The organism is Delftia sp. PX-1, from assembly GCF_055797465.1.
This window is the reverse complement of sequence record NZ_CP184763.1, coordinates 3,157,955-3,181,301: the sequence shown is the minus strand read 5'-3', so window position 1 is coordinate 3,181,301 and position 23,347 is coordinate 3,157,955. Positions and strand designations below refer to the sequence as shown.

Genomic DNA, 23,347 nt, shown 5'->3' with positions numbered 1-23,347 from the left:
CCCGTGCACGCCGCTTCACCCGGGAATATCGCCCGCCTCGCTTCGTCATCAAAGACCTTGTCCGATCTCTTCAGCGATTTCAGCAGTCTTGATGATTTAAGAAAATTCTTAGACCCAAACTCGGATGCCCCGGGGATCATTGCAGGCTTGATTCATCAACAAGGGCTGCTTCATTTTCTTGGGTCAGGCCCCGGGATATTCCACACAGACGCCGCACATGCGAAATCGCAGCGCCCTTTCCAGCAATTGCGCAATCAATACCCGCAAGGCGTTTCGGCAGTCCATTTCAGGGAAAGTAAAAAGGCAATGAGCATATACAGGCAACGATTCACTCCCACGGCGGCACGCAGGCCCCTGCGCCTGCTCGCCCTGGCATTGCTGTCGCAAGGCTGCATCGCCACGGCCCACGCATGGACCGTCGTGGTGGACAGCGCCGCCGACGCAACCGGCCCGTGCGCCAGCACCGGCCTGGGACCCTGCACGCTGCGCGATGCCATCACCTACGCCAACGCCAACCGCAACAAAGGCGGCGACAACCGCATCGAGTTCCGCATCGGTGCGGGGGGAGAGCAGACCATCGTCACCCAAAGCAACTGGAATGGCAGGCTCATGCAGCCCATTGCACAGGCCACATCGCTCACCGTGGACGCCAGCACGCAGCCCGGCTATGAGGACCACTTGCCACGCCGCCCCCTGATCACGCTGCAGTCAGGCAGCCCCGAGTTCGGCATAGGGCTCGAGCTGGCAGGCGCCATCACGGTGCGCGGCCTGGCGATAGGCGGCTTCAATACGGCCCTGGCGGTGACCGGCGACGGCAACACCGTGCTGGGCTGCCATATAGGCGTTGACGCATCGGGAACGGTTGCCATGGGCAATCGCAGCAACATCCTTGTCCACTCCGGCAACCGCAACCGCATCGGGAATCTGGATATTGGCGGGCGAAATGTCATTTCCGCGGCGGAGAATTCCGGAATATGGCTTTCCTGGCCAGGTGCAGGTACAGGAAACATCATTCAGGGAAACTACATAGGCACCGATATCACCGGCAATGTGGCCCTGGGAAACCAGGGAAACGGCATCAGCGTGGCATCCGACTTTACCGGCACGCTGATCGACAGCAACCTCGTCTCCGGCAATGTCAGGCAAACAGGCGGCTCCTCCGCGATTTCCATTTCCGGCGCCCACACGCTGGTGACCCGCAACCGAGTCGGAACCAATGCAGCCGGCACGGCCATGATTCCCAACAATGGGCCAGGCATTGCCGTATTCTTTTCGTCGGAGGGCGGACATCGCATTGGCACAGGCCCTGAGGACGGCAACCTGATTGCCGGAAACAAGGAAACGGCCATTGAATTGAATGGAAACTACGGCGCACGCAACCCGAATACCCTGATTGCCGGGAATATCGTGGGAACCAGCCTGGATGCCAGCACCATGCTGCCCAATCAATGGGGCATCGTCATCAAGGATTCGGATGAGGTGACCGTGCGCGCAAACATCGTCGGTGGCAGCAAGGCGTCCGGCATACAGTTCCAGGGCGCCAGCAAGAACAACCTCGTGCAGGGCAACTACGTGGGCGTCAGTCCCCAGGGAACCGCCCTGCCCAATGGGGAAGGCGTTTCCTTTTTCCAGAAGGCCCATGACACCCTGGTCGGCGGTGACGACGCGGCACATGCCAACGTGATTGCGCACAACAGGCTGTTCGGCGTGGGATTGCGGGGGGACGAAGTCAAGGGCGTCTCCATGCTCGGCAATGCCATCTACGGCAATACCGAGGGAGGCATCGCACGAACCAGCCTGGCCAACGGAGATCCTGCCGAGCCGGTGCTGCTCACGGTGACGCCCGAGGGCCTGTCCGGCACGCTGGACAGCGTTGCCAACGAGAGCATGCGCATCGAGTATTTCTCGACGCCCAGGCTGCCCGACGGGCTGGTGGAGCGCGCCGCCGGCAAGGTTCTGCTCGGCTCGCAGACCGTGACCACCGATGCATCCGGCCATGCGCCCTTGGTGTTCAAGGGCGCCATGCCCCCGGGCGACCAGGCCGCTGTCACGGCGACCGCCACCCGGATTTCCACCGGTGACACCTCGCGCTTTTCCAACGCGATGGCGGCCAACGCCGCCCCCGTGGCCCTGCCGCAAGCCGTCACGACCCCGCAGGATACGGCGCTGTCCATCACCCTCGCTGGCACGGACTTCGAGTCGGACCCGTTGCGCTTCGAGATCACCGCCGGCCCCGCCCATGGCGTCATCAGCGGCTTCGATCCCCAGACGGGTACGCTGGTCTACACGCCGGCGGCCGGCTACTCCGGGCCCGATACCTTCGCCTTCACGGTATCCGACGGGCACCAGAGCGCTGCCGCACCGGCATCCGTGACCATCGAGGTGATCGCTGCCGATCCTCCCGATCCCGGCCCGGGCACCGATCCCGACCCCGGTCCGGGCACGGACCCAGGACCCGGTCCCGGCCCCGGAAATGTCCAGGCCGTTCCCGGCCTGGGCCAGGGTGGCATGCTGGCACTGTTGTGCGGCATGGCCTATCTGGCCAGCCGCAGGATGAGGAAAAGGCAGGCCTGAGCCCGCAGCGGGCGCAGGTCCCGCGCAAACGTCAGGCCGGCAACCAGCGCAGCCAGCGCGGCCGCCAGGTCAGGGTGAAGGCAATGGCCAGGGCGGCGGCTGCCAGCGTCATGATCCAGACCAGGGAGGCCATGGAGGCATGGTCCACCGCCAGGCACAGGCCCAGCGAGGCGGCCAGGCCTGAGGCGCCCAGCCAGCGCAGCAGCCTGACCTTGCCATCGGGCTGGGGCATGTCGCCGTGCACCTGCTCCCAGTGCACGTCCTTGGCCAGCGCAAACCAGGCCATGCCCAGCAGCGATGCCGCAAAGGCGGCGGCCAGCAGCAGTGCGTCCATCAGTCCCTCAGACATGGGCCACCTCCGCGGCGCGCGAGGGCATGGCGGGCGCGGCGCGCGTCTTGAGCTTGCGCGCCACCACCACGGCCAGCACGGCGCTGGCCAGCATGAACAGGTCCACGCCGGCCACCGGCCAGTAGCCCGCGCCCAGGGTCTTGAACAGGTGGTCGCCCGTGGTCAGCCAGTTCAGCAGCACGGCCACCACGGCCATGGCGGCCACGGCCCAGCACTGCTCGCGCCAGGCGGGGTTGGGCAGGCCCCGGGCCACGGGGGCGCTGCGCACAAAGGCATGCGCCATGGCCAGCAGCCAGGTGGCCCAGAAGAAATAGCGTTCCATGTCGCCCCGGCCCGGCCAGCCCTGGGGCATGGCCTCGGGCAGCAGGCGGTTGGCGATCAGCATGCCCAGCGTGGCCACCAGCATGCCGGTGACCGTGGTGACAGCCAGGGCATCGACCACGCGCGCGCCCTGCACGCCCTGTCTGGCGTGCTGCTTCTTGCGCTTTTCCACGAAGAAGACAAAGCCGGTGGCAATGCACACGCAGCCGGCCAGGCCGCCCAGCACGTACAGCCAGCGCAGCAGCCAGTGGCGGAAGTGCTGCAGGTGCAGGCCGGTGAGGAAGGTGTTGATGCTGTCCACGGCCGTGCGCGGAGGATCTTCGCGCAGCAGGGCGCCCGTGCTGGCCTTGAAGTGGATGCCCTCGCCCGTGAGCGCGATGCGGTCGGTGCCGGCGCGGTAGACGCTGACGTAGCCGTTGGCATCGCCCACATGGGTGACGGACAGGAAGCCCACGTCGCCGGCCATGCCCTTGGCGGCCCAGCGGCGCTGCGCCTCGGCCACCATGGCGTCCACCGAGGCCATGGGTGCGGCCACGCCGGCGCGGTCGTGCGGCAGGCCGGTTTCCTCGGCCTCCATCTTCTCGTGCAACTCGTGCAGGGGCTCCAGCTGGGTATGGGTGATGGGGAAGTAGATGCCCGCAAAGATCACCAGGCCCGTGAAGGCGAAGAAGAAGTGGAAGGGCAGCGCCACCACGCCGGTGAGGTTGTGCAGGTCCAGCACGCTGCGCTGCGTGGCCTTCTTCGGACGGAAGGTGAACAGCTCGCGGAAGATCTTGCGGTGCATGACCACGCCGCTGACCAGGGCCACCAGCATGATGAGCGCGGCAAAGCCCACGATCCAGTAGCCAAGGTTCATCCAGTTGAGCGTCAGGCTGTAGTGCAGCGGGTAGAAGAACTGGCTGCCGATCTTGAGGTGGTCGTCCGGCAGGGATTCGCCATTGCGCGGGTCGATGGTGCGCATGGCCCAGATCAGGGTCTCGGGCTTCTTGGCGTTGGGCACCTCGTAGCCGGCGAACAGGCCCAGCACGGGATCGCGGTGGGTGGTGTAGGCGCCCCAGCGCTGGGGCGTGTCGAAGCGCTCGGGCAGCGGGCCGTTGACCTCGCCGCGCATGGCATCGCGCGCCTGGGCGTTGGGCTGCATGGACTCGAAGACCGGCTTGAGGATCTGGTCGTACGAGGGCATGGGCGTGGGCTCGAAGCGCGAGGCCGGGATGGCCCAGCGGTCGATCTCGCGGTCGAACACCGACAGCGCGCCGAAGAAGAAGGCGGCCATGAGCACGAAGCCGAGCGCAAGCCCGAACCAGGTGTGCAGCCAGGCCATGGAGAGGCGGAAGTTCTGGAACATGGGGCGTTCTCCGGATTCAGGGCAGCAGCATCTGCTGGAGCAGCGATGCGCAACCGGTCATGACAATGCCGCCGCCGGCCAGCACGGCCCAGACGCGCGGGAGGCTCTGCGCCGCAAAGGCCCAGAGGAACACCGTCAGAAACACCAGGAAGCCGAGGATGTAGCCCAGATGCTCGGCATCGTGGAACTCCATTCCGGCGGCAAACATCAGCGCCACGCCCAGGGCGATGAAGCCCCAGGTGAAGGCATAGCCGCCGAAGACGGCAGCTGCAATGCGAACCAAAATAGTTTTCATTTACAAAGAAAAATACAGTCGTGGACCAAAGTGCTCGGGGCGCATTATCCCCGAGCGCCGTCAAAACCCGTGATCGGCCGTGGTGTCCCTATGCGGGCTGGCCTGCCGCCTGCGCCTTGGCCTGCGGTGCCGAAGGCTTGAGCGTGGGCGGCACGAACTGGAAGGTATCCGCGCGCGCCCCTGGCCAGTAGAGCTTGAACACGTTGTGCTGCTTGTCCAGCGGCCCCAGCAGAGCGCCGGGCTCCACGCGCAGGACCAGGTTGGCGAGCTGGCGCACCTCGGTGTCGGAGATGCGCCGCACGATGTGGTGGGCCGTGATGTCGCAGGGGTGCTCCAGGCCCGCCGCCTGCACCAGCTCCTGCAGCGCATGCAGGGTCTTGTCATGGAAGTTGGCCACGCGCGTGGCCTTGTCGGGCACGACCAGGGCCTTCTGGCGCGCCGCGTCCTGCGTGGCCACGCCCGTGGGGCAGTGGCCGGTGTGGCAGTTCTGCGCCTGGATGCAGCCCAGGGCCATCATGAAGCCGCGCCCGGCGTTGCACCAGTCGGCGCCCAGCGCCATCATGCGCGCGATGTCGAAGGCCGTGATCACCTTGCCGGCCGCGCCGATCTTGATGCGGTGGCGCAGGCCCACGCCGATCAGCGTGTTGTGCACCAGCAGCAGGCCTTCCTGCAGCGGCACGCCCACGTGGTCGGTGAACTCCACGGGCGCCGCGCCCGTGCCGCCCTCGGCGCCATCGACCACGATGAAGTCCGGCGTGATGTCCGTCTCCTGCATGGCCTTTACGATGGCGAACCACTCCCAGGGATGGCCCACGCAGAACTTGAAGCCCGTGGGCTTGCCGCCCGACTTCTCGCGCAGGCGGGCGATGAAATGCATCATCTCCACCGGCGTCCTGAAGGCGCTGTGGCTGGAGGGGCTGATGCAGTCCACGCCCACGGGCACGCCGCGCGCGGCGGCGATCTCGGGGGTGACCTTGGCGCCCAGCAGCATGCCGCCGTGGCCGGGCTTGGCGCCCTGGCTGAGCTTGATCTCGATGAGCTTGACCTGCGGGTCGGTGGCATTGGCGATGAATTTCTCCTCGCTGAACGTGCCATCGTCGTTGCGGCAGCCGAAGTAGCCCGAGGCCACCTCCCAGATCAGGTCGCCGCCGTGCACGCGGTGGTGCTGGCTGATGGAGCCCTCGCCCGTGTCGTGCGCAAATCCGCCCATCTTCGCGCCCTTGTTCAGCGCCAGGATGGCATTGGCCGACAGCGCGCCAAAGCTCATGGCCGAGATGTTGAAGATGCTGGCGCTGTAGGGCTGGGTGCAGGGCGAGGCACCTTCATCGGCGCAGCCGATGGTGATGCGGAAATCATGCGAGGCCAGCCTGGTGGGCTGCATGGAATGGTTCACCCACTCATAGCCCTGGGCCGTGACATTGAGCTGCGTGCCCAGCGGGCGGCTGTCCGGGTCGCCCTTGGCGCGCTGGTAGACCAGGGAGCGCTGGGCGCGCGAGAACGGCAGCGCCTCATGGTCGGACTCGATGAAGTACTGCCGCATCTCGGGCCGGATGAACTCCAGCAGAAACCGCAGGTGGCCGATGATGGGGTAGTTGCGCAGCACCGAATGGCGCACCTGGGTCATGTCGCGCACGCCCAGCAGCGCCAGCGCGGCGCACACGCCGAAGCCCAGCCACCACCACAGCCCTCCCCACACCAGCGCCGCCACCAGCAGCCCCGCGCTGCCGACCAGGCTCAGGCAGAACGTGGTGTAGCGCAGCGGCACCCATGCGGGCAGGCGATGAACGGGAGAGGCAGACGTTGACATGGCGTGGGTCCTCGGAACGAGTTGACGATCTTGTGCATGCCGCGCCGTCGAGGGCGCGCTATGCACAAGGTTAACCCACGATCCGCGTCAGCCCTGGCGCGGCCGGGCGCCGGCGCCCGTTGCCTGCGCGGCCGCAGGCAGCACGAACCGGAAGCTCGCCCCCTGCCCCGGCGGGTCCACCAGTTCGATGCGGCAGCCGTGCAGCTCCAGCATGCGGTGGACGATGCGCAGGCCCAGGCCGCCGCCGCGGCGGGCGCCGCCCACGGTGAAGGGCCGCTCGAACAGGCCTTCGCGCAGATCGGCCGGGATACCGGGGCCGGTGTCGGCCACGGTGATTTCGACGGCGTTGCCCGCCGCCGCCAGCGCCACCAGGATGCTGCCGCCTTCGGGGGTGTGGCGCAGCGCGTTGTCCAGCAGGTTGCCCAGCACGCGCTCGATCATCCCCAGGTCGGCCTGGACGACGGGCAGGCGGGCTGGGAAGTCGGCCCGCAGCGCCACCTGTCGCGCCTCGGCACGCAGCTCGAATTTCTGGAACACGTCCTGCACCAGGTCGGGCATGGAAAACGGCTCCGGCTCGGGCTGGACAAAGCCGTATTCCAGGCGCGCCAGCTCGAACAGGCTTTGCGCCAGCTCGCCCACCTTCTGGCTCTGTGCCAGGGCAATGCCCAGGTAGCGGCGGCGTTCGGTGGTGTCGAGCACGGCGTCCTTGAGCAGCAGCGTTTCCAGGTAGCCGTGCAGGGACGATAGCGGCGTGCGCAGGTCGTGCGAGACGTTGGCGATGAGCTCGCGCCGCTCCTGGTCCTGGCGCGTGAGGGCGCGCCACTGCTCGCCGATGCGCGCCACCATGCGGCGGTAGGCCGCGTCCAGCACGGCGATCTCGTCGCGGCTGTCCTGCGCGGCGCCGGGCTGGGGGGCCGGCAGGTCCGGGGGGGTGCCATGGATGTCGAAGCCGGCCACCTCTTCGGTGAGCCGGCGCAGCGGCCGCGTGATCAGCGCAAAGGCCACCAGGCCGGCCACCAGGCACAGCAGCGCCACCAGGCCGATGGACCACAGCGCCGTGCTGAGCACCGAGTTGGCCGAGCCCTGCGCCACCAGCTGGTCATGCGCCTCGCCCTGCAGCACCACGTAGATGAAGCCCACTTCCTTGCCGTTGACGCGCAGCGGCGCCGCGCTGAAGACCTTGCGCCCTTCGGTGCTGCGCGGGTCGTCACCCAGGATGGGCAGGGTGCCGCCTTCCAGCAGCCGGTGCACGGGGGCCAGGTCCACGCGCTCGCGGCGCACGCGGCCGTCGGGGGCGGCATGGCCGGCAATGCGGCCGTCGGCGTCCAGCAGGTAGACCTCCACGCTGGGGTTGACCAGCATGAGCTGGTTGAAGAAGCTGCGCACGGCGCCGGGCATGAGGCCGTTGGCGTCGGTCAGCTGGGCGTCGCGCGCAATGCTTTCGGCCACGTCGCGCGACAGGCCCTGCACCACTTCCAGCTCGTGCATGCGGCTGGCGCGCAGCTGCATCCAGGCGGAGGTGCCGCTGCACACCAGCAGCAGCACGGCAAAGACCAGGGAAAGGCGCTGGGTCAGTGTCAGGCGCAGTTTCATGGTCATGCGCCCTCGCCCGCTTCGGCGAACTTGTAGCCGCGCCCCCAGACGGTGAGGATGCGCGCGGGCTGGGCCGGGTCGGCTTCGATCTTGGCGCGCAGGCGGTTGATGTGGGTGTTGACGGTGTGCTCGTAGCCCTCGTGCTGGTAGCCCCAGACGGCATTGAGCAGGTCCATGCGCGAGAACACCTTGCCGGGCTGGCGCGCAAAGAAGTACAGCAGGTCGAACTCGCGCGGGGTCAGGTCCAGCCGGGCACCATGAAGCCGGGCATCGCGCGCCACGGGGTCCATGGCCAGGCCGTCAATGGACAGGCTGCCGGACTCCAGCCGCGCGTTCTGGGCCAGCGCCTCCACGCGGCGCAGCAGCGCCTTGACGCGCGCCACCAGCTCCAGCACGGAAAACGGCTTGGCCAGGTAGTCGTCCGCGCCGATCTCCAGGCCCAGGATGCGCTGCACCTCGCTGGAGCGCGCGCTGATGATGATGATGGGCGTGTAGCGCGCCATGGCGCGGGCGCGGCGGCAGATCTCCAGGCCGTCCACGCCGGGCAGCATGATGTCCAGCACCAGCGCGTCCCAGCCGCCGCGCTCCAGTTGGCGCAGGCCGTCGTCGCCACGCGCGCAGTGCATGACTTCCAGGCCTTCGTCGCGCAGGTGCAGCGTGAGCAGGTCGGCGATATGGGCGTCGTCCTCGACGAGAAGTACGCGGCGCGTGGCGGTCATCGGATGCGGTTTCCTGGAAGTGGCGGGAGTGGCTGCCATTGTGCGCAATACCGGGGCCGGGAGTTATCACGAATCTTTGAACTCTGCGTGAAGACTTCGGGAGGCCGCCGCCCTAACCTGACTGGCATCGCATCGTTTTCAGACGCACGCAACCTTCAGGAGCACACCATGACCACCAGACGCCATCTTCTGTGGACTGCAGGCGCCGGCACCACCGCCGTGCTGGCGGCCAGCCTGTTCCCGCGCCGCGCGCCAGCGGCCGCCTCCAGCGAGGTCTTCGAGGTCAGCTACACGGATGCCGAGTGGCGCGCCCGCCTCACGCCCGAGCAGTACCGGATCCTGCGCAAGGAAGGCACGGAGCGTGCAGGCTCCAGCCCCCTGAACAAGGAGCACCGCGCGGGCACCTTTGCCTGCGCGGGCTGCGCGCTGCCCCTGTTCTCTTCCAAGACCAAGTTCGACAGCGGCACGGGCTGGCCCAGCTTCTGGCAGCCGCTGGACAAGGCCGTGGCCACGCGCCAGGACCGCACCTACGGCATGCTGCGCACCGAGGTGCATTGCCGCCGCTGCGGTGGCCACCTGGGCCATGTCTTCGACGACGGCCCCAGGCCCACGGGCCTGCGCTACTGCATGAACGGGCTGTCCCTGACGTTCACGCCCCAGCCTGCCTGAACCCGGGAGCCACGCCATGCTGCTGATCGTCCTGGCCTATCTGGGCGGGGTGCTGACCATCGTCAGCCCCTGCATCCTGCCGGTGCTGCCCTTCGTCTTTGCACGCGCCGACCAGCCCTTCGCCAAAAGCGGCCTGCCGCTGCTGGCGGGCATGGCGCTGACCTTCGCCCTGGTGGCCTCGCTGGCCGCCGTGGGCGGCGGCTGGGTGGTGGCCGCCAATGAATACGGCCGCTGGCTGGCCCTGGGCCTGGTCGCCGTGTTTGCGCTGACCCTGCTGTGGCCCGGCCTGTCCGAGCGGCTGACGCGGCCGCTGGTGGCGGCGGGCTCGCGCCTGTCCGAGCGTGCCCAGGGCACGGACGGCGGTGCCCGCCCCGGCGCCTCGCTGCTGCTGGGCGTGGCCACGGGCCTGCTGTGGGCGCCCTGCGCGGGCCCCATCCTGGGCCTGATCCTCACGGGCGCCGCACTGCAGGGTGCCAACACCACCTCCAGCCTGCTGCTGCTGGCCTATGCGGCCGGTGCGGCCACCTCCATGGCGGCGGCCCTGCTGCTGGGCGGCAAGGTGTTTGCGGCGCTCAAGCGCATGCTGGGCGCGGGCGAATGGGTGCGGCGCGGGCTGGGTGCAGCCATGCTGGCCGGCGTGGGCGCGATTGCGCTGGGGCTGGACACGGGCGTGCTGGCGCAAGTGTCCACGGCCTCCACCGGCGGCCTGGAGCAAAGGCTGGTGGACCGCCTGAGCGGCAGGCCCGAGGGTGGTGCCATGGCCATGCAGGCCGGTCCCGCAATGATGGCCGCCGTGGACAGGGGCTCCGGTGCTGGCCCGGCCATGATGGCCGCAGGCGGCGCCATGCGCATGGCCGGCGGCCCGTCCCGCGCCGCCCTGCCGGACGAAGGGCTGGCCCCTGCGCTGGACGGCGCCACCGACTGGCTCAACTCCACCCCGCTGACGGCCGAACAACTGCGCGGCAAGGTGGTGCTGGTGGATTTCTGGACCTACTCCTGCATCAACTGCCTGCGCACCCTGCCCTATGTGAAGGCCTGGGCCGAGAAGTACCGCGACCAGGGCCTGGTGGTGGTGGGCGTGCATGCGCCGGAGTTCGCCTTCGAACGCAAGCTGTCCAACGTGGAAAAGGCCATCAAGGACCTGGGCATCAGCTACCCCGTGGCCGTGGACAACGGCTACAAGATCTGGCGCGCCTTCCACAACCAGTACTGGCCGGCGCACTACTTCATCGATGCCCAGGGCCGCATCCGGCACCACCACTTTGGCGAAGGCGGCTATGCCGAGTCCGAGCGCGTGATCCAGCAACTGCTGCAGGAAGCCGGATCGAAGCAGATGGACCTGGGCCTGATCGACGTGCAGGCCCAGGGCGTGCAGCAGGCAGCCGACATGGCAGCCGTGCGCTCGCACGAGACCTACCTGGGCTATGAGCGCGCCGAGCAATTTGCCGCCACGCCTGCCGCCGTACACGACCAGGCCACCGCCTATGCCACGCCCGAGCGCCTGCCGCTGAACGCCTGGGGCCTGAGCGGCCAATGGACGGTGGGCCCGGAAAGCGCCACGCTGGACGGCGCCACCGGCCGCATCACCTACCGCTTCCAGGCACGCGACCTGCACCTGGTGCTGGGCCCCGGCAGCGATGGCAAGCCCGTGCGCTTCAAGGTGCTGATCGACGGCAAGGCGCCCGGCGCCTCGCGCGGCATGGACGTGGCCGCCGACGGCAGCGGCAGCGTGACCGCGCAGCGCCTGTACCAGCTGGTGCGCCAGGACGGCGGCGCAGCCGAACGCACCTTCAGCATCGAATTCCTGGACCCCGGCATCTCCGCCTATGCCTTCACCTTTGGCTGATCCCTGGCCGCTTCACTTTCACCGGAGAGACACCATGACCAACGATTCCCCCCTCGCCGCCGCACCCCGCCGCCGCGGCCTTCTCCAACTGCTGACCGGCAGCGCCGTGCTGCTGGGCGGCGCCCTGCTGTGGCAGGGCAGCGACCTGCAGGCGGCCGAGCAGGCCGTGCGCATTCCGCCACCCGCGCAGGACATGCCGGCCACGGGCCAGGGGCCGCAGAAAGCCATCTTTGCGGGCGGCTGCTTCTGGGGCGTGCAGGGCGTGTTCCAGCATGTCAAGGGCGTGCAGCGCGCCGTCTCGGGCTACAGCGGCGGCACGGCGGCCCAGGCTTCGTATTCGGCGGTGAGCAGCGGCCGCACCGGGCATGCGGAGTCGGTCGAGATCACCTATGACCCGGCCCAGGTCAGCTACGGGCAACTGCTGCAGATCTACTTTTCCGTGGCCCATGACCCGACCCAGCTCAACCGCCAGGGGCCGGACACGGGCCCGCAGTACCGCTCGGCCATCTTCGCCACCGACGCCGCGCAGCTCAGGACCGCCCAGGCTTATGTGGCCCAGCTGGACGCGGCCAAGGTCTTCGGCAAGCCCATCGTGACCCGGCTGGAGGACAAGCCCAGCTTCTTCCCTGCCGAGAACTACCACCAGGACTTCATGACCGAGAACCCGCGCCATCCCTACATCGTCATCAACGACCTGCCCAAGGTGCAACAGCTCAAGCGCCTGTTCCCGGACAGCTACCGGGCCGAGCCGGTGCTGGTCAAGCAGGCCGCGCGGCAGATGTAGCGCCTGCGCAGCGCGGGTGCCTTCAGGCATCGGGGGCGGCTGCCGTATGAGACATTTGCGGCATGCCCTCCAGCCTGCAGACCGCACCCAACCCGCCCGCGCCCCTTCCCGCGGCCCCTGTGGCCCCTGTGGCCCCCACCCGCGCCGAAGCCCTGCGCTACTGGCTGAAGCTGGGCTGCATCAGCTTTGGCGGGCCGGCCGGGCAGATCGCCATCATGCATGAGGACCTGGTGGAGCGGCGGCGCTGGATATCCGAGGGCCGATTCCTGCATGCGCTCAACTACTGCATGCTGCTGCCCGGCCCCGAGGCGCAGCAGCTGGCCACCTACATCGGCTGGCTGCTGCACCGCACCTGGGGCGGCATCGTGGCCGGCGGCCTGTTCGTGCTGCCTTCGCTGCTGCTGCTCATCGCCCTGTCCTGGATCTATGTGGCCTTCGGCCATGTGCCGGCCATTGCCGGCATCTTCTATGGCATCAAGCCGGCCGTGACGGCGCTGGTGGTGCAGGCGGCCTGGCGCGTGGGCTCGCGCACCCTGCGCAACGGCTGGCTGTGGGGGATTGCCGCGGCGGCCTTCGTGGCCATCTTCGCGCTGAAGCTGCCTTTTCCGCTGATCGTGCTGGCGGCCGGCGCGCTGGGCTACCTGGGGGGCAGGCTGGCGCCGCGCCACTTCGCCCCTGCAGGCGGGCACGGCCACAGCGGCGGCAGCCACGGCCCGGCCGTCATCGACGATGACACGCCCGTACCGGCCCATGCACGGTTCAGTTGGCGTTTTTTCAGCCAGGTGCTGGCGGCCAGCCTGGGGCTGTGGGCCCTGGCGCTGGGCCTGCTGACCGCCGCCTTCGGCTGGCAGGGCGCGCTCACCCAGATGGGCTGGTTCTTCACCAAGGCGGCATTGCTGACCTTTGGCGGCGCCTATGCCGTGCTGCCCTACCTCTACCAGGGCGCCGTGGACCACTACCACTGGCTCACGGCCACGCAGATGATGGACGGGCTGGCCCTGGGCGAGACCACGCCGGGGCCGCTGATCATGGTGGTGTCCTTCGTGGGCTTCCTGGGCGGCTGGAGCACGCAGGTGTTCGGCCCCGATGCGCTGCTGCCTGCCGGCGCCGCCGCCGCCCTGGTCGTGACCTTCTTCACCTTTTTGCCGTCCTTTGCCTTCATCCTGCTGGGCGGCCCCTTCATCGAGTCCACCCATGGCAGGCTGGGCTTCACCGCGCCGCTGACGGGCATCACGGCCGCCGTGGTGGGCGTCATCGCCAACCTGGCCGTGTTCTTTGCCTGGCATGTGCTGTGGCCACAGGGCTGGGCGGGTCCCTTCGACTGGCCGTCCGCACTGCTGGGCCTGGCTGCGGCGGCCGCGCTGCTGCGCTGGAAGGTGGGCGTGATCCCCGTGGTGGTGGGCGCGGGGCTGGCCGGCCTGGCGATCACGCTGGCGCGCCAGGGTGGATAGGAAAGGCTGCGGCATGGTATCGACCACGGATGGGCATTTCAGCTGGCTGCGCTGCCGCAGCGCAGGCGTGGAGGCCGTGGCCGCCGACACGGCGAGGCACTTTGGGCGGCATACCCACGAGCAGTACGGGATCGGCCTGATCGAGCGTGGCGCGCAGAAGTCCGCCAGCGGACGAGGTCTCTACGAGGCCGGGGCTGGCGACCTCATCATGGTCAACCCCGGCGAGCTGCATGACGGCATGCCCCTGGGCGACGGCGGTCGCGCCTGGCGCATGCTCTACCTGGAGCCCTGGGTCGTGGCCGGGCTCATGGCGGACATGGATGGCGCGGGGCCGGCGGCCGGCTTCGAGTTCCGCCAGCCCGCCGTGCGCGACCCGCGCCTGGCCGCGTGTTTTCAGGCTCTGTACCGCAGGATGACCGGCAGCGGCGAGGCAACGGACGCCCTGGACCTGGACGAAGCCCTGCTGCAGCTGCTGGACGGCATGCTGCAGCGCCCTGCCCCGGCGCCCCGCGCACCGGCCCCCATCACCCTGGCCCGCGCCCGGATGGACGACGATCCCGGCGCGCCCCTGACCCTGGGCGCCCTGGCCCAAGAGGCGGGCCTGAGCCGCTACCAGTTCCTGCGCGCCTTTGCGCGCGCCACGGGCATGACGCCCCATGCCTATCTGCTGCAGCGGCGCCTGCACCAGGCGCGCGGGCTCATCGCCAGCGGCATGCCGCTGGCCGAGGCCGCCGCGCACAGCGGCTTTGCCGACCAGAGCCATATGACGCGCCTGTTCGTGCGCAGCTTCGGCATGGCGCCCGGCTTCTATGCCAGGGCAGCAAGCGCCTGCGCTGCGTGACGCGCTGCAATTTCCTTCAAGACCACGCAAACCGGCCTGGCGAGGATGGAGATCACATCCCCTCTCCAATCACAAGGCCCGATCTTGCCGTTCTCCTACGCACCCTCCATCCCCCGCGACTTTCCTGAACTGGCCACGCAGACCTTGCTGCTGCGCGGCCTGTCACCCGACGTGCCCGCACACGCCGTGATCGCCCCCTTCATGGCACAGGCCAGGCAGAACCTGGCCTGCACCCCGGAAAGCGAGATGCCATCCATTCAGGCCTGGCGGCGCGGCTTTGCCAGGATGGGCCTCAAGCCCACGCAATACCGCTGCGCCGCCGAGGCCCTGCTGCGCCGCCTGCGCAAGGAGGGTGATCTTCCCGGCCTGCATCCGCTGGTGGACCTGTGCAATGCGGCCTCGGTGGCCTTTGCCATTCCCGTGGCCGTCTTCGACCTGGACCGCATCAGCGGCTGCCTGCAGGTGCGCCCCGCAACCGGCAGCGAGGTCTACGAGACCTTCTCGGGCGAGATCGAATATCCCGAGCCCGGCGAAATCATCTTTGCCGACACGGCTGGCCGCGCCCACGCCCGGCGCTGGTGCAACCGCCAAAGCGGCCACTCGGCAGTGCGCGAATCCACCGTCAACGCGCTGATCGTGACCGAAGCGCTGCACGCCACCGGCAAGAGGGATACGCAGCAGTTGGTGCAAGCGTTGCAGGCGGCGGCCGGTCGGCTGTGGCCCGAGGCCGTTTCACACCCAGGCAACCCCTTGCAGGCCGCCCAGGCCTGAGGCGACCGGGGCGGTTGGCGCCCCGGCGCGAAGAGGACTATCACGCTGCGCGGACTTCCCGCAAGCAAGACCGTACGCGTATCGCACCGCCCTGCACATCGACCCACAGGTACCTTCAGAACAAGCTTCTACGCTATCAAATTGATAACAATGCGTTGCATGCTACATACAAATGAAAAGAAAAAGAAATCATTCCCATTGTCATTCTAGAATCCGCACCCGCCATGACAGGCTGCGCTGCTGGCCCCAGGGCCGGCAGCAGCGCCGACGCACCCAGAGCACGCCCCACGGCACAGGTTTCCCAGCTCTCGACCATTGACCATGCTTACCCAAAGACTCTCGCGCACGGCAGTTGCGCATGCCGCCCTGCTTGCCCTGTGCGGCGCAGCCCACGCACAGGCCCAGCCTGACAAGGTCCCCGAGGCCACGCTCGCCCCGGTCACCGTGAACGCAGGCACCGAGAAGGAAAATCCCACCGGCCCTGTGGTGGGCTTCACCGCCAAGCGCGCCATCTCGGCCACCAAGACCGACACGCCGCTGATAGAGACGCCCCAGGCCATCAGCGTGGTCACGCGCGACCAGTTCGAGGCCCAGGGCGTGCAGACGCTGCGCCAGACCACCGCCTACAGCGCCGGCGTGGTGTCCAACTATTTCGACAGCCGGGTGGACAGCTTCTCGGCACGCGGCGGCAGCGTGAGCCAGTACCAGGACGGGCTGCTGCGCACCTACGGCACCTACAACACCAGCCGGCCCGATCCCTACACGCTGGAACGCGTGGAGTTCCTGCGCGGCCCCTCTTCCGTGCTCTACGGCCAGGGCAGCGTGGGCGGCGTGCTCAACCTGACCAGCAAGCGCCCGCAGGCCGAGGCGCTGCGCGAGGTGCAGGTGCAGGTGGGCAGCTACGGGCGCAAGCAGATCGCCACCGACCTGACCGGCGCCGTCACCGAAGACGGCCAGTGGCTGTACCGCCTGGTGGCCGTGGGCCGGGAAAGCGGCACCCAGGTGGACCATGTGAACGACGACCGCCTGGTGATCGCGCCCAGCCTGACGTGGCGGCCCAGCGCCGATACCTCGCTCACGCTGCAGGCGCTCTACCAGAAGGACAAGAGCGGCTCGCTGATCGGCTTCTTCCCCTGGCAGGGCACGCGCCTGCCCAGCCCCTACGGCCAGATTCCCACCAGCACCTTCATCGGCGAGCCCGGCTGGGACTCGTTCGACACAGAGAACAAATCCTGGGGCTACCTGTTCAGCCACCGCCTGAACGCGGACTGGACCGTGCGCCAGAACCTGCGGCGCACCATCAGCGACGTGGACTACCGCTCCATCTACACCAGCTTCACCGCCATCCCCGGCCAGGGCCGCCCTGCGCGCCCGGTCTTCAACCCCGACAACCGCAGCGTCTACCGCGATGCCTCCTGGCAGGTCAACGGCGGGCGCATGCTGGTGATCGACACGCAGCTCGAAGGCCGGCTGCGCTGGGGCACGGCCGAGCACACCGTGCTGGCCGGCATGGACGCACAGCGCAACAGCACCAGCCAGTCCACCTGGCGCGGACTGACCGCGCCGTTTGACGTCTACAACCCCGTCTACGGCAATTTCACGCCGCCCACGGCCTCGCAGCTGGTGCGCCAGCCGGGCGTGTCGCAAAAGCAATTGGGCTTCTACGCCCAGGACCAGATCAAGTGGGGCCGCTGGACCGCCACCCTGGGCCTGCGCCACGACAGCGCGCAGACGGACACCGAAGGCCGTCCCGCCTCCGCCGTGGACGAGAAGGCCTGGACCAAGCGCGCAGGCGCCACCTACCAGATGGACGGTGGCTGGGCGCCCTACCTGGGCTACTCCGAGTCCTTCCAGCCGCTGGGCGGCGTGAACGTCTACGGCACGCCCTACAAGGCGCAGCGCGGCGAGCAATGGGAAGCCGGCGTGAAATGGCAGCCACCGGGCCAGGGCCTGTCGGCCTTTGCCGCCGTCTATACGCTGCGCGAGAAGAACCGCAAGACCACCGACCCCGCCAACCCGCTCAACAGCCTGCAGATCGGCGAGGTCAAGGTCAACGGCTTCGAGGCCGAGCTCACCGCCAGCCTGGCGCGCCACTGGGACGCCACCCTGGCCTATGCGTACACCGACGCCGTCATCTCGCGCAGCAATGGCGGCGACCAGGGCCAGCGCGTGACCAACGTGCCGCGCCACACGGCGTCGGCCTGGCTGACCCACCGCTTTGCCAGCGAAGGACGCGGCGGCTGGAGTCTGGGCGCGGGCGTGCGCTACACGGGTTCGCAGTGGACGGGCACCAGCCTGGTGGACACGCCTTCGGCCACCCTGCTGGACGCCATGGTGTCCTATGACGCCGGCCCATGGCGCCTGGCCTTCAACGTGGTCAACCTGACCGACAAGGTGCAGATCACGCAGTGCCTGGCACGCGGCGACTGCTTCTACGGCCAGCGGCGCACCTTTGCGGTGACGGGAACGCACCGCTTCTGAGAGCCGCCGCCGTGCGCCTCACACAGCCCAGGCATTTCACGCAGCGCAGGCAGCTCAGGCAGGCAGCTGCCTGAAGCTCCTTCTGTCCGCCGTGCTGCCAAACGATGCGCAGCCCGACAGCACGGCGGGCGACGGCGCGGTGGTCGACAGCGCCTCGCTGCACTGCCGGGGCAGCTGGCTGCGCTCGTCTTCCAGGGCCTGTGTCTGGATCATGGGGGCCATGGCCACCACGTTGCCGAAGATGGTGGCAAAGGCCACGTCGGCCGCGTCACGGCCCGTGCCAAAGCGCATGAAGCCCATGGGAATGGCCGTGCCCGATGCATCGAACAGGTACCACCTGTCGCCCAGGTAGGCTTCCACGTAGGCATGGAAATCGGGCGGGCCCAGCGCAGGGTCGGCACCGTAGTCCGTGCCGGTGGCGATGCGGGCGGGAATGTTCAGCGCGCGGCACAGGGCGATCATCAGGTGCGTGAAGTCGCGGCACACGCCCACCTGCTCCACCAGGGTATCGACGGCCGAGGTGGACGAGTTGCTGGTGGCCGAAGCGAAGGTCACCAGCTCCTGCACCCACTGCTGTATGGCCAGCACGCGCGAATAGCCGGGCGCCAGGTGGCCGAAATTGCGGAAGGCCAGCTGCATCAGCCGGTCGGACTGGCAATAGCGGCTGGGGTAGATGTAGGGCAGGACCTCCAGCGGGATGCAGCGCACCGGAACCTCGCCCAGCGCCGCAGGATCCTCGCGGTGGTGCGCGATGCAGACGGTGGCCGTGTAGGTCAGGTGCAGGGGGCCGGGGTTGGCATGCAGGCGCATGAAGCGCGTGGAGGTGGCGGGCTCGGTGGCAATGTCGGGCTCCACCGGCTGGCTGAGCACCAGCCGCTCGTTCTCCACCGTCTGGTGCGAGGTGTGGGCCGCATGGATGTTGAACACGAAGTCGGCCCCGGCCGGATCGCGGATGTCATAGGCAAGATCCACCTGGATCTGCAGCCTGATTCCTGGTTGGGCCATTGTTTTTCCCTGGTTGGTCTGTCGGATCGGCATCCATGGTGGGATCAAGAGTCTCCGCCGGCCGTAGGCCCCTGCTGAAAAGCCTGTAGTGCTTGGCATGGACAGCGCGTGCGCCCGCCCGGCGGCCCGCAGGGGATGCAAACTCGGCTAACATCGGCGCCGCCCCGCATGGCGCAATGCCTGTGGCGGAGGCATCCACCAGCCAGGAACAGCCAAGGAGACCGCTAGATGGCGGAGATCATCGAGATATCGCGGGCGGCGCTGCACGAGCAGGTGGCGGACCGTTTGCGGTCCATGCTCATCGAGGGGCGCATCGCCCCGGGCGCCAAGCTCAACGAGCGCGAGCTGTGCGAGCAGCTCGGCGTCTCGCGCACGCCGCTGCGCGAGGCCATCAAGCTGCTGGCCGCCGAAGGCCTGGCCGACCTGCTGCCCAACCGCGGCGCCATCGCCGTCAAGCTGAGCGAGGCCGATGTCATGCACGCCTTCGAGGTGCTGGCCGGCATCGAGGGCCTGTCGGGCGAACTGGCCGCCCAGCGCATCACCGACCAGGAATTCGCCGAGATCCGCGCCCTGCACTACGAGATGATGGCCAGCGTGGCGCGCGCCGACGTGTCTGCCTACTACCGGCTCAACGCCGCCATCCACGCGGCCCTGAACAGCGCCGCCAAGAACCCCGTGCTGACGGAAACCTTCCAGCGCATCAACAACCGCGTGCAGTCGCTGCGCTTTCGCACCAACCTGGACACGGCCAAGTGGAAGCAGGCCGTCAAGGAGCACGAAGCCATGATCGAGGCCCTGGGCGCACGCGACGCCACGGCCCTGCGCGAGCTGCTGGTCACCCACCTGCACCACAAGCGCGATGCCGTGCTGGCCATGCTGCGCGCCGAGGCCCTGCAGCCGCGCAAGTCGCGCTGAAGCCCAGGGCCGCTAACGCTGCGGCGCGGCCCCCAGCGCCGCAATCCCCGCCCGCGCCACCTCCGCATCCTCGGCCGGCTTCACCCCGCTGACGCCCACGGCGCCCAGGCAGTGGCCCTCCCTGGCGATGGGCACGCCGCCTTCCAGCAGGCCCTGCAGCGCGGGCACGCTCAGGTAGGCGGTACGGCCGCCATTGATCATTTCCTCATAGAGCCGGCTTTCCTTGCGGCCCAGTGCTGCGGCGTGGGCCTTGGCCGGCGCGATGTGGGCCGAGGCCGGTGCCGCGCCGTCCAGGCGCTGCAGCCACAGCAGGTGGCCGCCGTCATCGGCGATGGCGATGCTGACGGCCCAGCCGTGCGCCGTGGCATGCGCCTCGGCGGCCTGGGCGATGGCCTTGATGTCCTGGAGGTCCAGGCAGGGCTTGTGCTTCATGGGAGTACCTTGGTCTTGTGCGGGATGGAGGATGGCGGTCAGCGGGCGGTCAGCGGGCAGTCAGCGGGCATCCAGCAGGCTTTCCAGCAGCCGCGCCACATGCACGGCTTCGCGCGCCGCGCCGTCGGCGATCTGGTGGCGGCAGCTGGTGCCGTCGGCCACGACGATGGCCTCGGGGCGCTGGCGTATGGCCGGCAGCAGGGCCGCCTCGGCCATGTCCATGGAGACCTGGTGGTGGCTGGCCTCGTAGCCGAAGCTGCCGGCCATGCCGCAGCAGGAGCTTTCGATGAGCTCGGGCTGGGCGCCGGGAATCAGCCGCAGCACGTCGAGGATGGGGCTGACGGCGCCAAAGGCCTTCTGGTGGCAATGGCCGTGCACGAGGATGGGCGCCTCGGCGGCGCGCAGCGGCAGCGCAAAGCGGCCGGCCTTGACTTCACGGGCAATGAATTCCTCGAACAGCAGGGCCTGGGCGGCAACGGCCTGTGCAGGCTCGCCAAGGCCCATGACCAGGGCTTCGTCGCGCAGGGTCAGCAGGCAGGAGGGCTCCAGGCCGACGATGGGGATGCCGGCGCGGGCCAGGGGCGCCAGGGCATTGATCAGCGCACCGGCGCTGGCCTTGGCCTGCTCGACCATGCCGGTGGCCAGGTAGGTGCGGCCGCAGCAGTGGTGGCCGCCGCCCTCTTTGGCGGACTTGCTGGCGGTGTGCAGCGCATAGCCGGCCGCCTGCAGCACGCGCGCGGCGGCCAGGGCGTTTTCGCTCTCGAAGGTGCCGTTGAAGGTGTCCACGAAGAGCACGGCCACGCGCTCGCCGGCCGCCGCGCGGGCCAGGGCCTGGTCGCGGTCAAGAAAGGTATGTGCTTCGGGCGCGCGCCAGAAGGTGTCGCTGCGCCAGGCCGGCAGCGAGCGCCTGGCGGACAGGCCCAGCAGTTTTTCGCCCAGTTGGCGCAGCACGGGCAGGCGGTTGCGCAGGTTCAGCAGCCAGGGCATGCGGCTGGCCGTGGCGGCGTAGCGCGGCAGATGGGCGACCAGCCGGTCCTTGAGCGTGTGGCCATGGCGGGCCTTGTAGTGGGCCAGGAATTCCACCTTCATGCGGGCCATGTCCACGCCCGTGGGGCAGTCGCGCCTGCAGCCCTTGCAGCCCACGCACAGGTCCATGGTGTCGTGCATGGCCTCGCTGGTGAAGGCGTCCGGCCCCAGCTGGCCCGAGATGGCCAGGCGCAGGGTGTTGGCCCGGCCGCGCGTCAGGTGCTGCTCGTCGCGCGTGACGCGGTAGCTGGGGCACATGGTGCCGGCGTCGAACTTGCGGCAGTGGCCGTTGTTGTTGCACATCTCCACGGCCTTGGCAAAGCCGCCGGTGACGTCGCCGCCCGTGCCGGGCGCCGTGGTGACTTCGGTGACCGGGTCGGCCTGCACGTTCCAGGCGGACCAGTCGAGCACGGGCGTGATGGGAATGCGCCGGTAGGGCCGGGGCGCATCGGCGGGCGCAAAGCGGAACAGCCGGCCATCGTCCATCTTCGGCGTATCGATGATCTTGCCGGGGTTGAAGAGGCTGTCCGGGTCGAAGTGCTGCTTGATGGCGCGCAGGGCCTCGGTGATGGCGGGCCCGAACTGCCAGGCAATCCACTCGCCGCGGCACAGCCCGTCGCCGTGCTCGCCGCTGAAGGCGCCCTTGTATTTGCGCACCAGTTCGGCCGCTTCCTCGGCAATGGCGCGCATGCGCGCCGCGCCGTCGGTGCGCATGTCCAGGATGGGCCGCACATGCAGCGTGCCCACGGAGGCATGGGCGTACCAGGTGCCCCGGCTGCCATGGCGCGCGAACACTTCGGTGAGCGCGTCGGTGTACTCGGCCAGGTGCTGCAGCGGCACGGCGCAGTCCTCGATGAAGCTCACGGGCTTGCCGTCGCCCTTGAGGCTCATCATGATGTTCAGCCCCGCCTTGCGCACTTCCCAGAGGTTTTTCTGGGCCGCTTCCTCGGGCATTTCCACCACGCTGCCGGGCAGGCCCAGCTCGCCCATGAGTTCCACCAGCTGGCGCAGCCGCGCCAGCAGCGCGGCGCGGTCGTCGCCGGCGAATTCCACCAGCAAGATGGCAGCCGGGCGGCCGATGAGCGCGGTCTCTATGGTGGGCTTGAAGGCCGGGTTGGCCAGGCCCAGCTCGATCATGGTGCGGTCCACCAGCTCCACGGCCGTGGGTCCCAGCTTCACGATGTGCTGGGCCGAGTCCATGGCCGCGTGGAAGGTGGGAAAGTTCACCACGCCCAGCACCTTGGCGCGCGGCAGCGCGCTGAGCTGCAGGGTGAGCGAGCGCGTGTAGGCCAGCGTGCCCTCGGCGCCTATCAGCAGATGGGCCAGGTTGACGCTGCCGTCGGCCGTGTAGGGCCGCTCGCTCTGGTTGTCGAAGATGTCGAGGTTGTAGCCCGCCACGCGGCGCATGACCTTGGGCCAGTGGGCATGAATGTCCTCGCGGTGCTGTTGCGCCAGCCCGTGCACGAACTGCGCAATGCGCGCTGTGCGGCCCGTGGCCTGGGCGACGGGGCCGAAGTCCAGCAGCTCGCCATCGGCCATCCAGGCGCGGGCGCCGCGCACGTTGTGCACCATGTTGCCGTAGGCAATGGAGCGCGATCCGCAGGAGTTGTTGCCCGCCATGCCGCCCAGCGTGGCCTGGGCGCTGGTCGATACGTCCACCGGATACCACAGGCCGAGCTTCTTGAGCCGGGCGTTGAGGTGGTCCAGCACCAGGCCGGGCTCGACCTCGGCCGTGCCTGCATCGGGGTCCACCGAGAGGATGTTGCGCAAATGCTTGCTGTTGTCGATCACCAGGGCCGCGCCCGTGGTCTGGCCGCACTGGCTGGTGCCGCCGCCGCGCGGCAGCACGGGCACCTTCAGCTCGCGGGCGATCTGCAGGGCCGTGGCGATGTCTTCTTCGCAGGTGGGCACGAAGACGCCCACCGGCATGATCTGGTAGATGGAGGCATCGGTGGCATAGCGCCCGCGCGAGGCGGCGTCGAACAGGACCTGGCCGCGCGTGTCCGAGCGCAGGCGGCGCGCCAGCATCTGGCTGACATCGTCGGGCGGCAGCACGGTGCCGGGAGCGGGCACGGTGTCGTCGGGGGAAGCGGCAAGGCGGTGCGTGGATTCCATCAGCATGG

The 23,347-nt window shown here is 68.8% G+C and carries 18 protein-coding genes; 9 read left to right on the top strand and 9 right to left on the bottom strand.

Annotated elements, in window-relative coordinates; all coding sequences use genetic code 11:
- The first annotated feature begins 57 nt into the window (after positions 1 to 57).
- A complete protein-coding gene (locus ACN20X_RS14695) occupies positions 58 to 2,574 on the top strand; it encodes an Ig-like domain-containing protein (RefSeq protein ID WP_473210796.1) in 2,517 nt (838 codons plus the stop codon).
- Positions 2,575 to 2,605: 31 nt separating this feature from the next.
- On the opposite strand, the gene ACN20X_RS14690 is transcribed toward ACN20X_RS14695, so the two are convergent.
- From ACN20X_RS14690 to ACN20X_RS14665, 6 genes are all read right to left on the bottom strand, one after another.
- A complete protein-coding gene (locus ACN20X_RS14690; RefSeq protein WP_046984647.1) occupies positions 2,606 to 2,923 on the bottom strand; it encodes a DUF3325 domain-containing protein in 318 nt (105 codons plus the stop codon).
- Entirely contained in the window at positions 2,916 to 4,589 is a 1,674-nt protein-coding gene (locus ACN20X_RS14685) for a PepSY-associated TM helix domain-containing protein (protein ID WP_473210795.1), read from the bottom strand. Before ACN20X_RS14685 ends, ACN20X_RS14690 begins: the two co-directional genes overlap by 8 nt.
- A gap of 16 nt (positions 4,590 to 4,605) precedes the next feature.
- Complete coding sequence (locus ACN20X_RS14680) at positions 4,606 to 4,884, bottom strand: hypothetical protein (RefSeq protein WP_016448165.1); 279 nt, start codon at positions 4,882 to 4,884, stop codon at positions 4,606 to 4,608.
- An 88-nt stretch (positions 4,885 to 4,972) separates the two neighbouring features.
- Entirely contained in the window at positions 4,973 to 6,691 is a 1,719-nt protein-coding gene (locus ACN20X_RS14675) for an FMN-binding glutamate synthase family protein (RefSeq protein WP_034364403.1), read from the bottom strand.
- Between the two features lie 87 nt (positions 6,692 to 6,778).
- Complete coding sequence (locus ACN20X_RS14670) at positions 6,779 to 8,284, bottom strand: sensor histidine kinase (RefSeq protein WP_209669919.1); 1,506 nt, start codon at positions 8,282 to 8,284, stop codon at positions 6,779 to 6,781.
- 2 nt (positions 8,285 to 8,286) lie between these two features.
- Positions 8,287 to 9,003, bottom strand: a complete 717-nt coding sequence (locus tag ACN20X_RS14665; RefSeq protein WP_016448168.1) for a response regulator transcription factor — start codon at positions 9,001 to 9,003, stop codon at positions 8,287 to 8,289.
- Between the two features lie 168 nt (positions 9,004 to 9,171).
- Between ACN20X_RS14665 and msrB the strand changes: the two genes are divergently transcribed.
- The 7 genes from msrB (at position 9,172) to ACN20X_RS14630 (ending at position 17,846) form a co-directional block, all read left to right on the top strand.
- Positions 9,172 to 9,672: a peptide-methionine (R)-S-oxide reductase MsrB gene (msrB, locus tag ACN20X_RS14660; RefSeq protein ID WP_016448169.1), complete on the top strand. Its 501-nt coding sequence runs from the start codon at positions 9,172 to 9,174 to the stop codon at positions 9,670 to 9,672.
- 16 nt (positions 9,673 to 9,688) lie between these two features.
- Entirely contained in the window at positions 9,689 to 11,518 is a 1,830-nt protein-coding gene (locus tag ACN20X_RS14655) for a cytochrome c biogenesis protein DipZ (protein WP_473210794.1), read from the top strand.
- A 34-nt stretch (positions 11,519 to 11,552) separates the two neighbouring features.
- Entirely contained in the window at positions 11,553 to 12,302 is a 750-nt protein-coding gene (gene msrA / locus ACN20X_RS14650; protein WP_310038339.1) for a peptide-methionine (S)-S-oxide reductase MsrA, read from the top strand.
- A 62-nt stretch (positions 12,303 to 12,364) separates the two neighbouring features.
- Positions 12,365 to 13,753 carry a chromate efflux transporter gene (chrA, locus tag ACN20X_RS14645; RefSeq protein ID WP_016453699.1) on the top strand — a complete coding sequence of 463 codons (1,389 nt, stop codon included), beginning with the start codon at positions 12,365 to 12,367 and terminating at the stop codon, positions 13,751 to 13,753.
- A gap of 13 nt (positions 13,754 to 13,766) precedes the next feature.
- The gene (locus ACN20X_RS14640) at positions 13,767 to 14,594 is read left to right on the top strand and encodes an AraC family transcriptional regulator (protein WP_473210793.1); all 828 of its coding nucleotides are present in this window, start codon (positions 13,767 to 13,769) and stop codon (positions 14,592 to 14,594) included.
- 84 nt (positions 14,595 to 14,678) lie between these two features.
- Complete coding sequence (locus ACN20X_RS14635; protein ID WP_016453701.1) at positions 14,679 to 15,365, top strand: B3/B4 domain-containing protein; 687 nt, start codon at positions 14,679 to 14,681, stop codon at positions 15,363 to 15,365.
- A gap of 321 nt (positions 15,366 to 15,686) precedes the next feature.
- Complete coding sequence (locus ACN20X_RS14630; protein WP_016453702.1) at positions 15,687 to 17,846, top strand: TonB-dependent siderophore receptor; 2,160 nt, start codon at positions 15,687 to 15,689, stop codon at positions 17,844 to 17,846.
- 54 nt (positions 17,847 to 17,900) lie between these two features.
- Here ACN20X_RS14630 and ACN20X_RS14625 read toward each other — a convergent pair whose 3' ends face one another.
- Positions 17,901 to 18,851: a transglutaminase-like domain-containing protein gene (locus tag ACN20X_RS14625; protein ID WP_061287799.1), complete on the bottom strand. Its 951-nt coding sequence runs from the start codon at positions 18,849 to 18,851 to the stop codon at positions 17,901 to 17,903.
- Positions 18,852 to 19,079: 228 nt separating this feature from the next.
- Between ACN20X_RS14625 and ACN20X_RS14620 the strand changes: the two genes are divergently transcribed.
- Complete coding sequence (locus ACN20X_RS14620) at positions 19,080 to 19,766, top strand: GntR family transcriptional regulator (RefSeq protein ID WP_013802958.1); 687 nt, start codon at positions 19,080 to 19,082, stop codon at positions 19,764 to 19,766.
- Between the two features lie 12 nt (positions 19,767 to 19,778).
- Here ACN20X_RS14620 and ACN20X_RS14615 read toward each other — a convergent pair whose 3' ends face one another.
- On the bottom strand, positions 19,779 to 20,198 hold the full coding sequence (locus tag ACN20X_RS14615; RefSeq protein WP_133073030.1) for a heme-binding protein: 420 nt from the start codon (positions 20,196 to 20,198) through the stop codon (positions 19,779 to 19,781).
- 60 nt (positions 20,199 to 20,258) lie between these two features.
- Positions 20,259 to 23,345: an FAD-binding and (Fe-S)-binding domain-containing protein gene (locus tag ACN20X_RS14610; protein WP_133073031.1), complete on the bottom strand. Its 3,087-nt coding sequence runs from the start codon at positions 23,343 to 23,345 to the stop codon at positions 20,259 to 20,261.
- Positions 23,346 to 23,347: the final 2 nt, after the last annotated feature.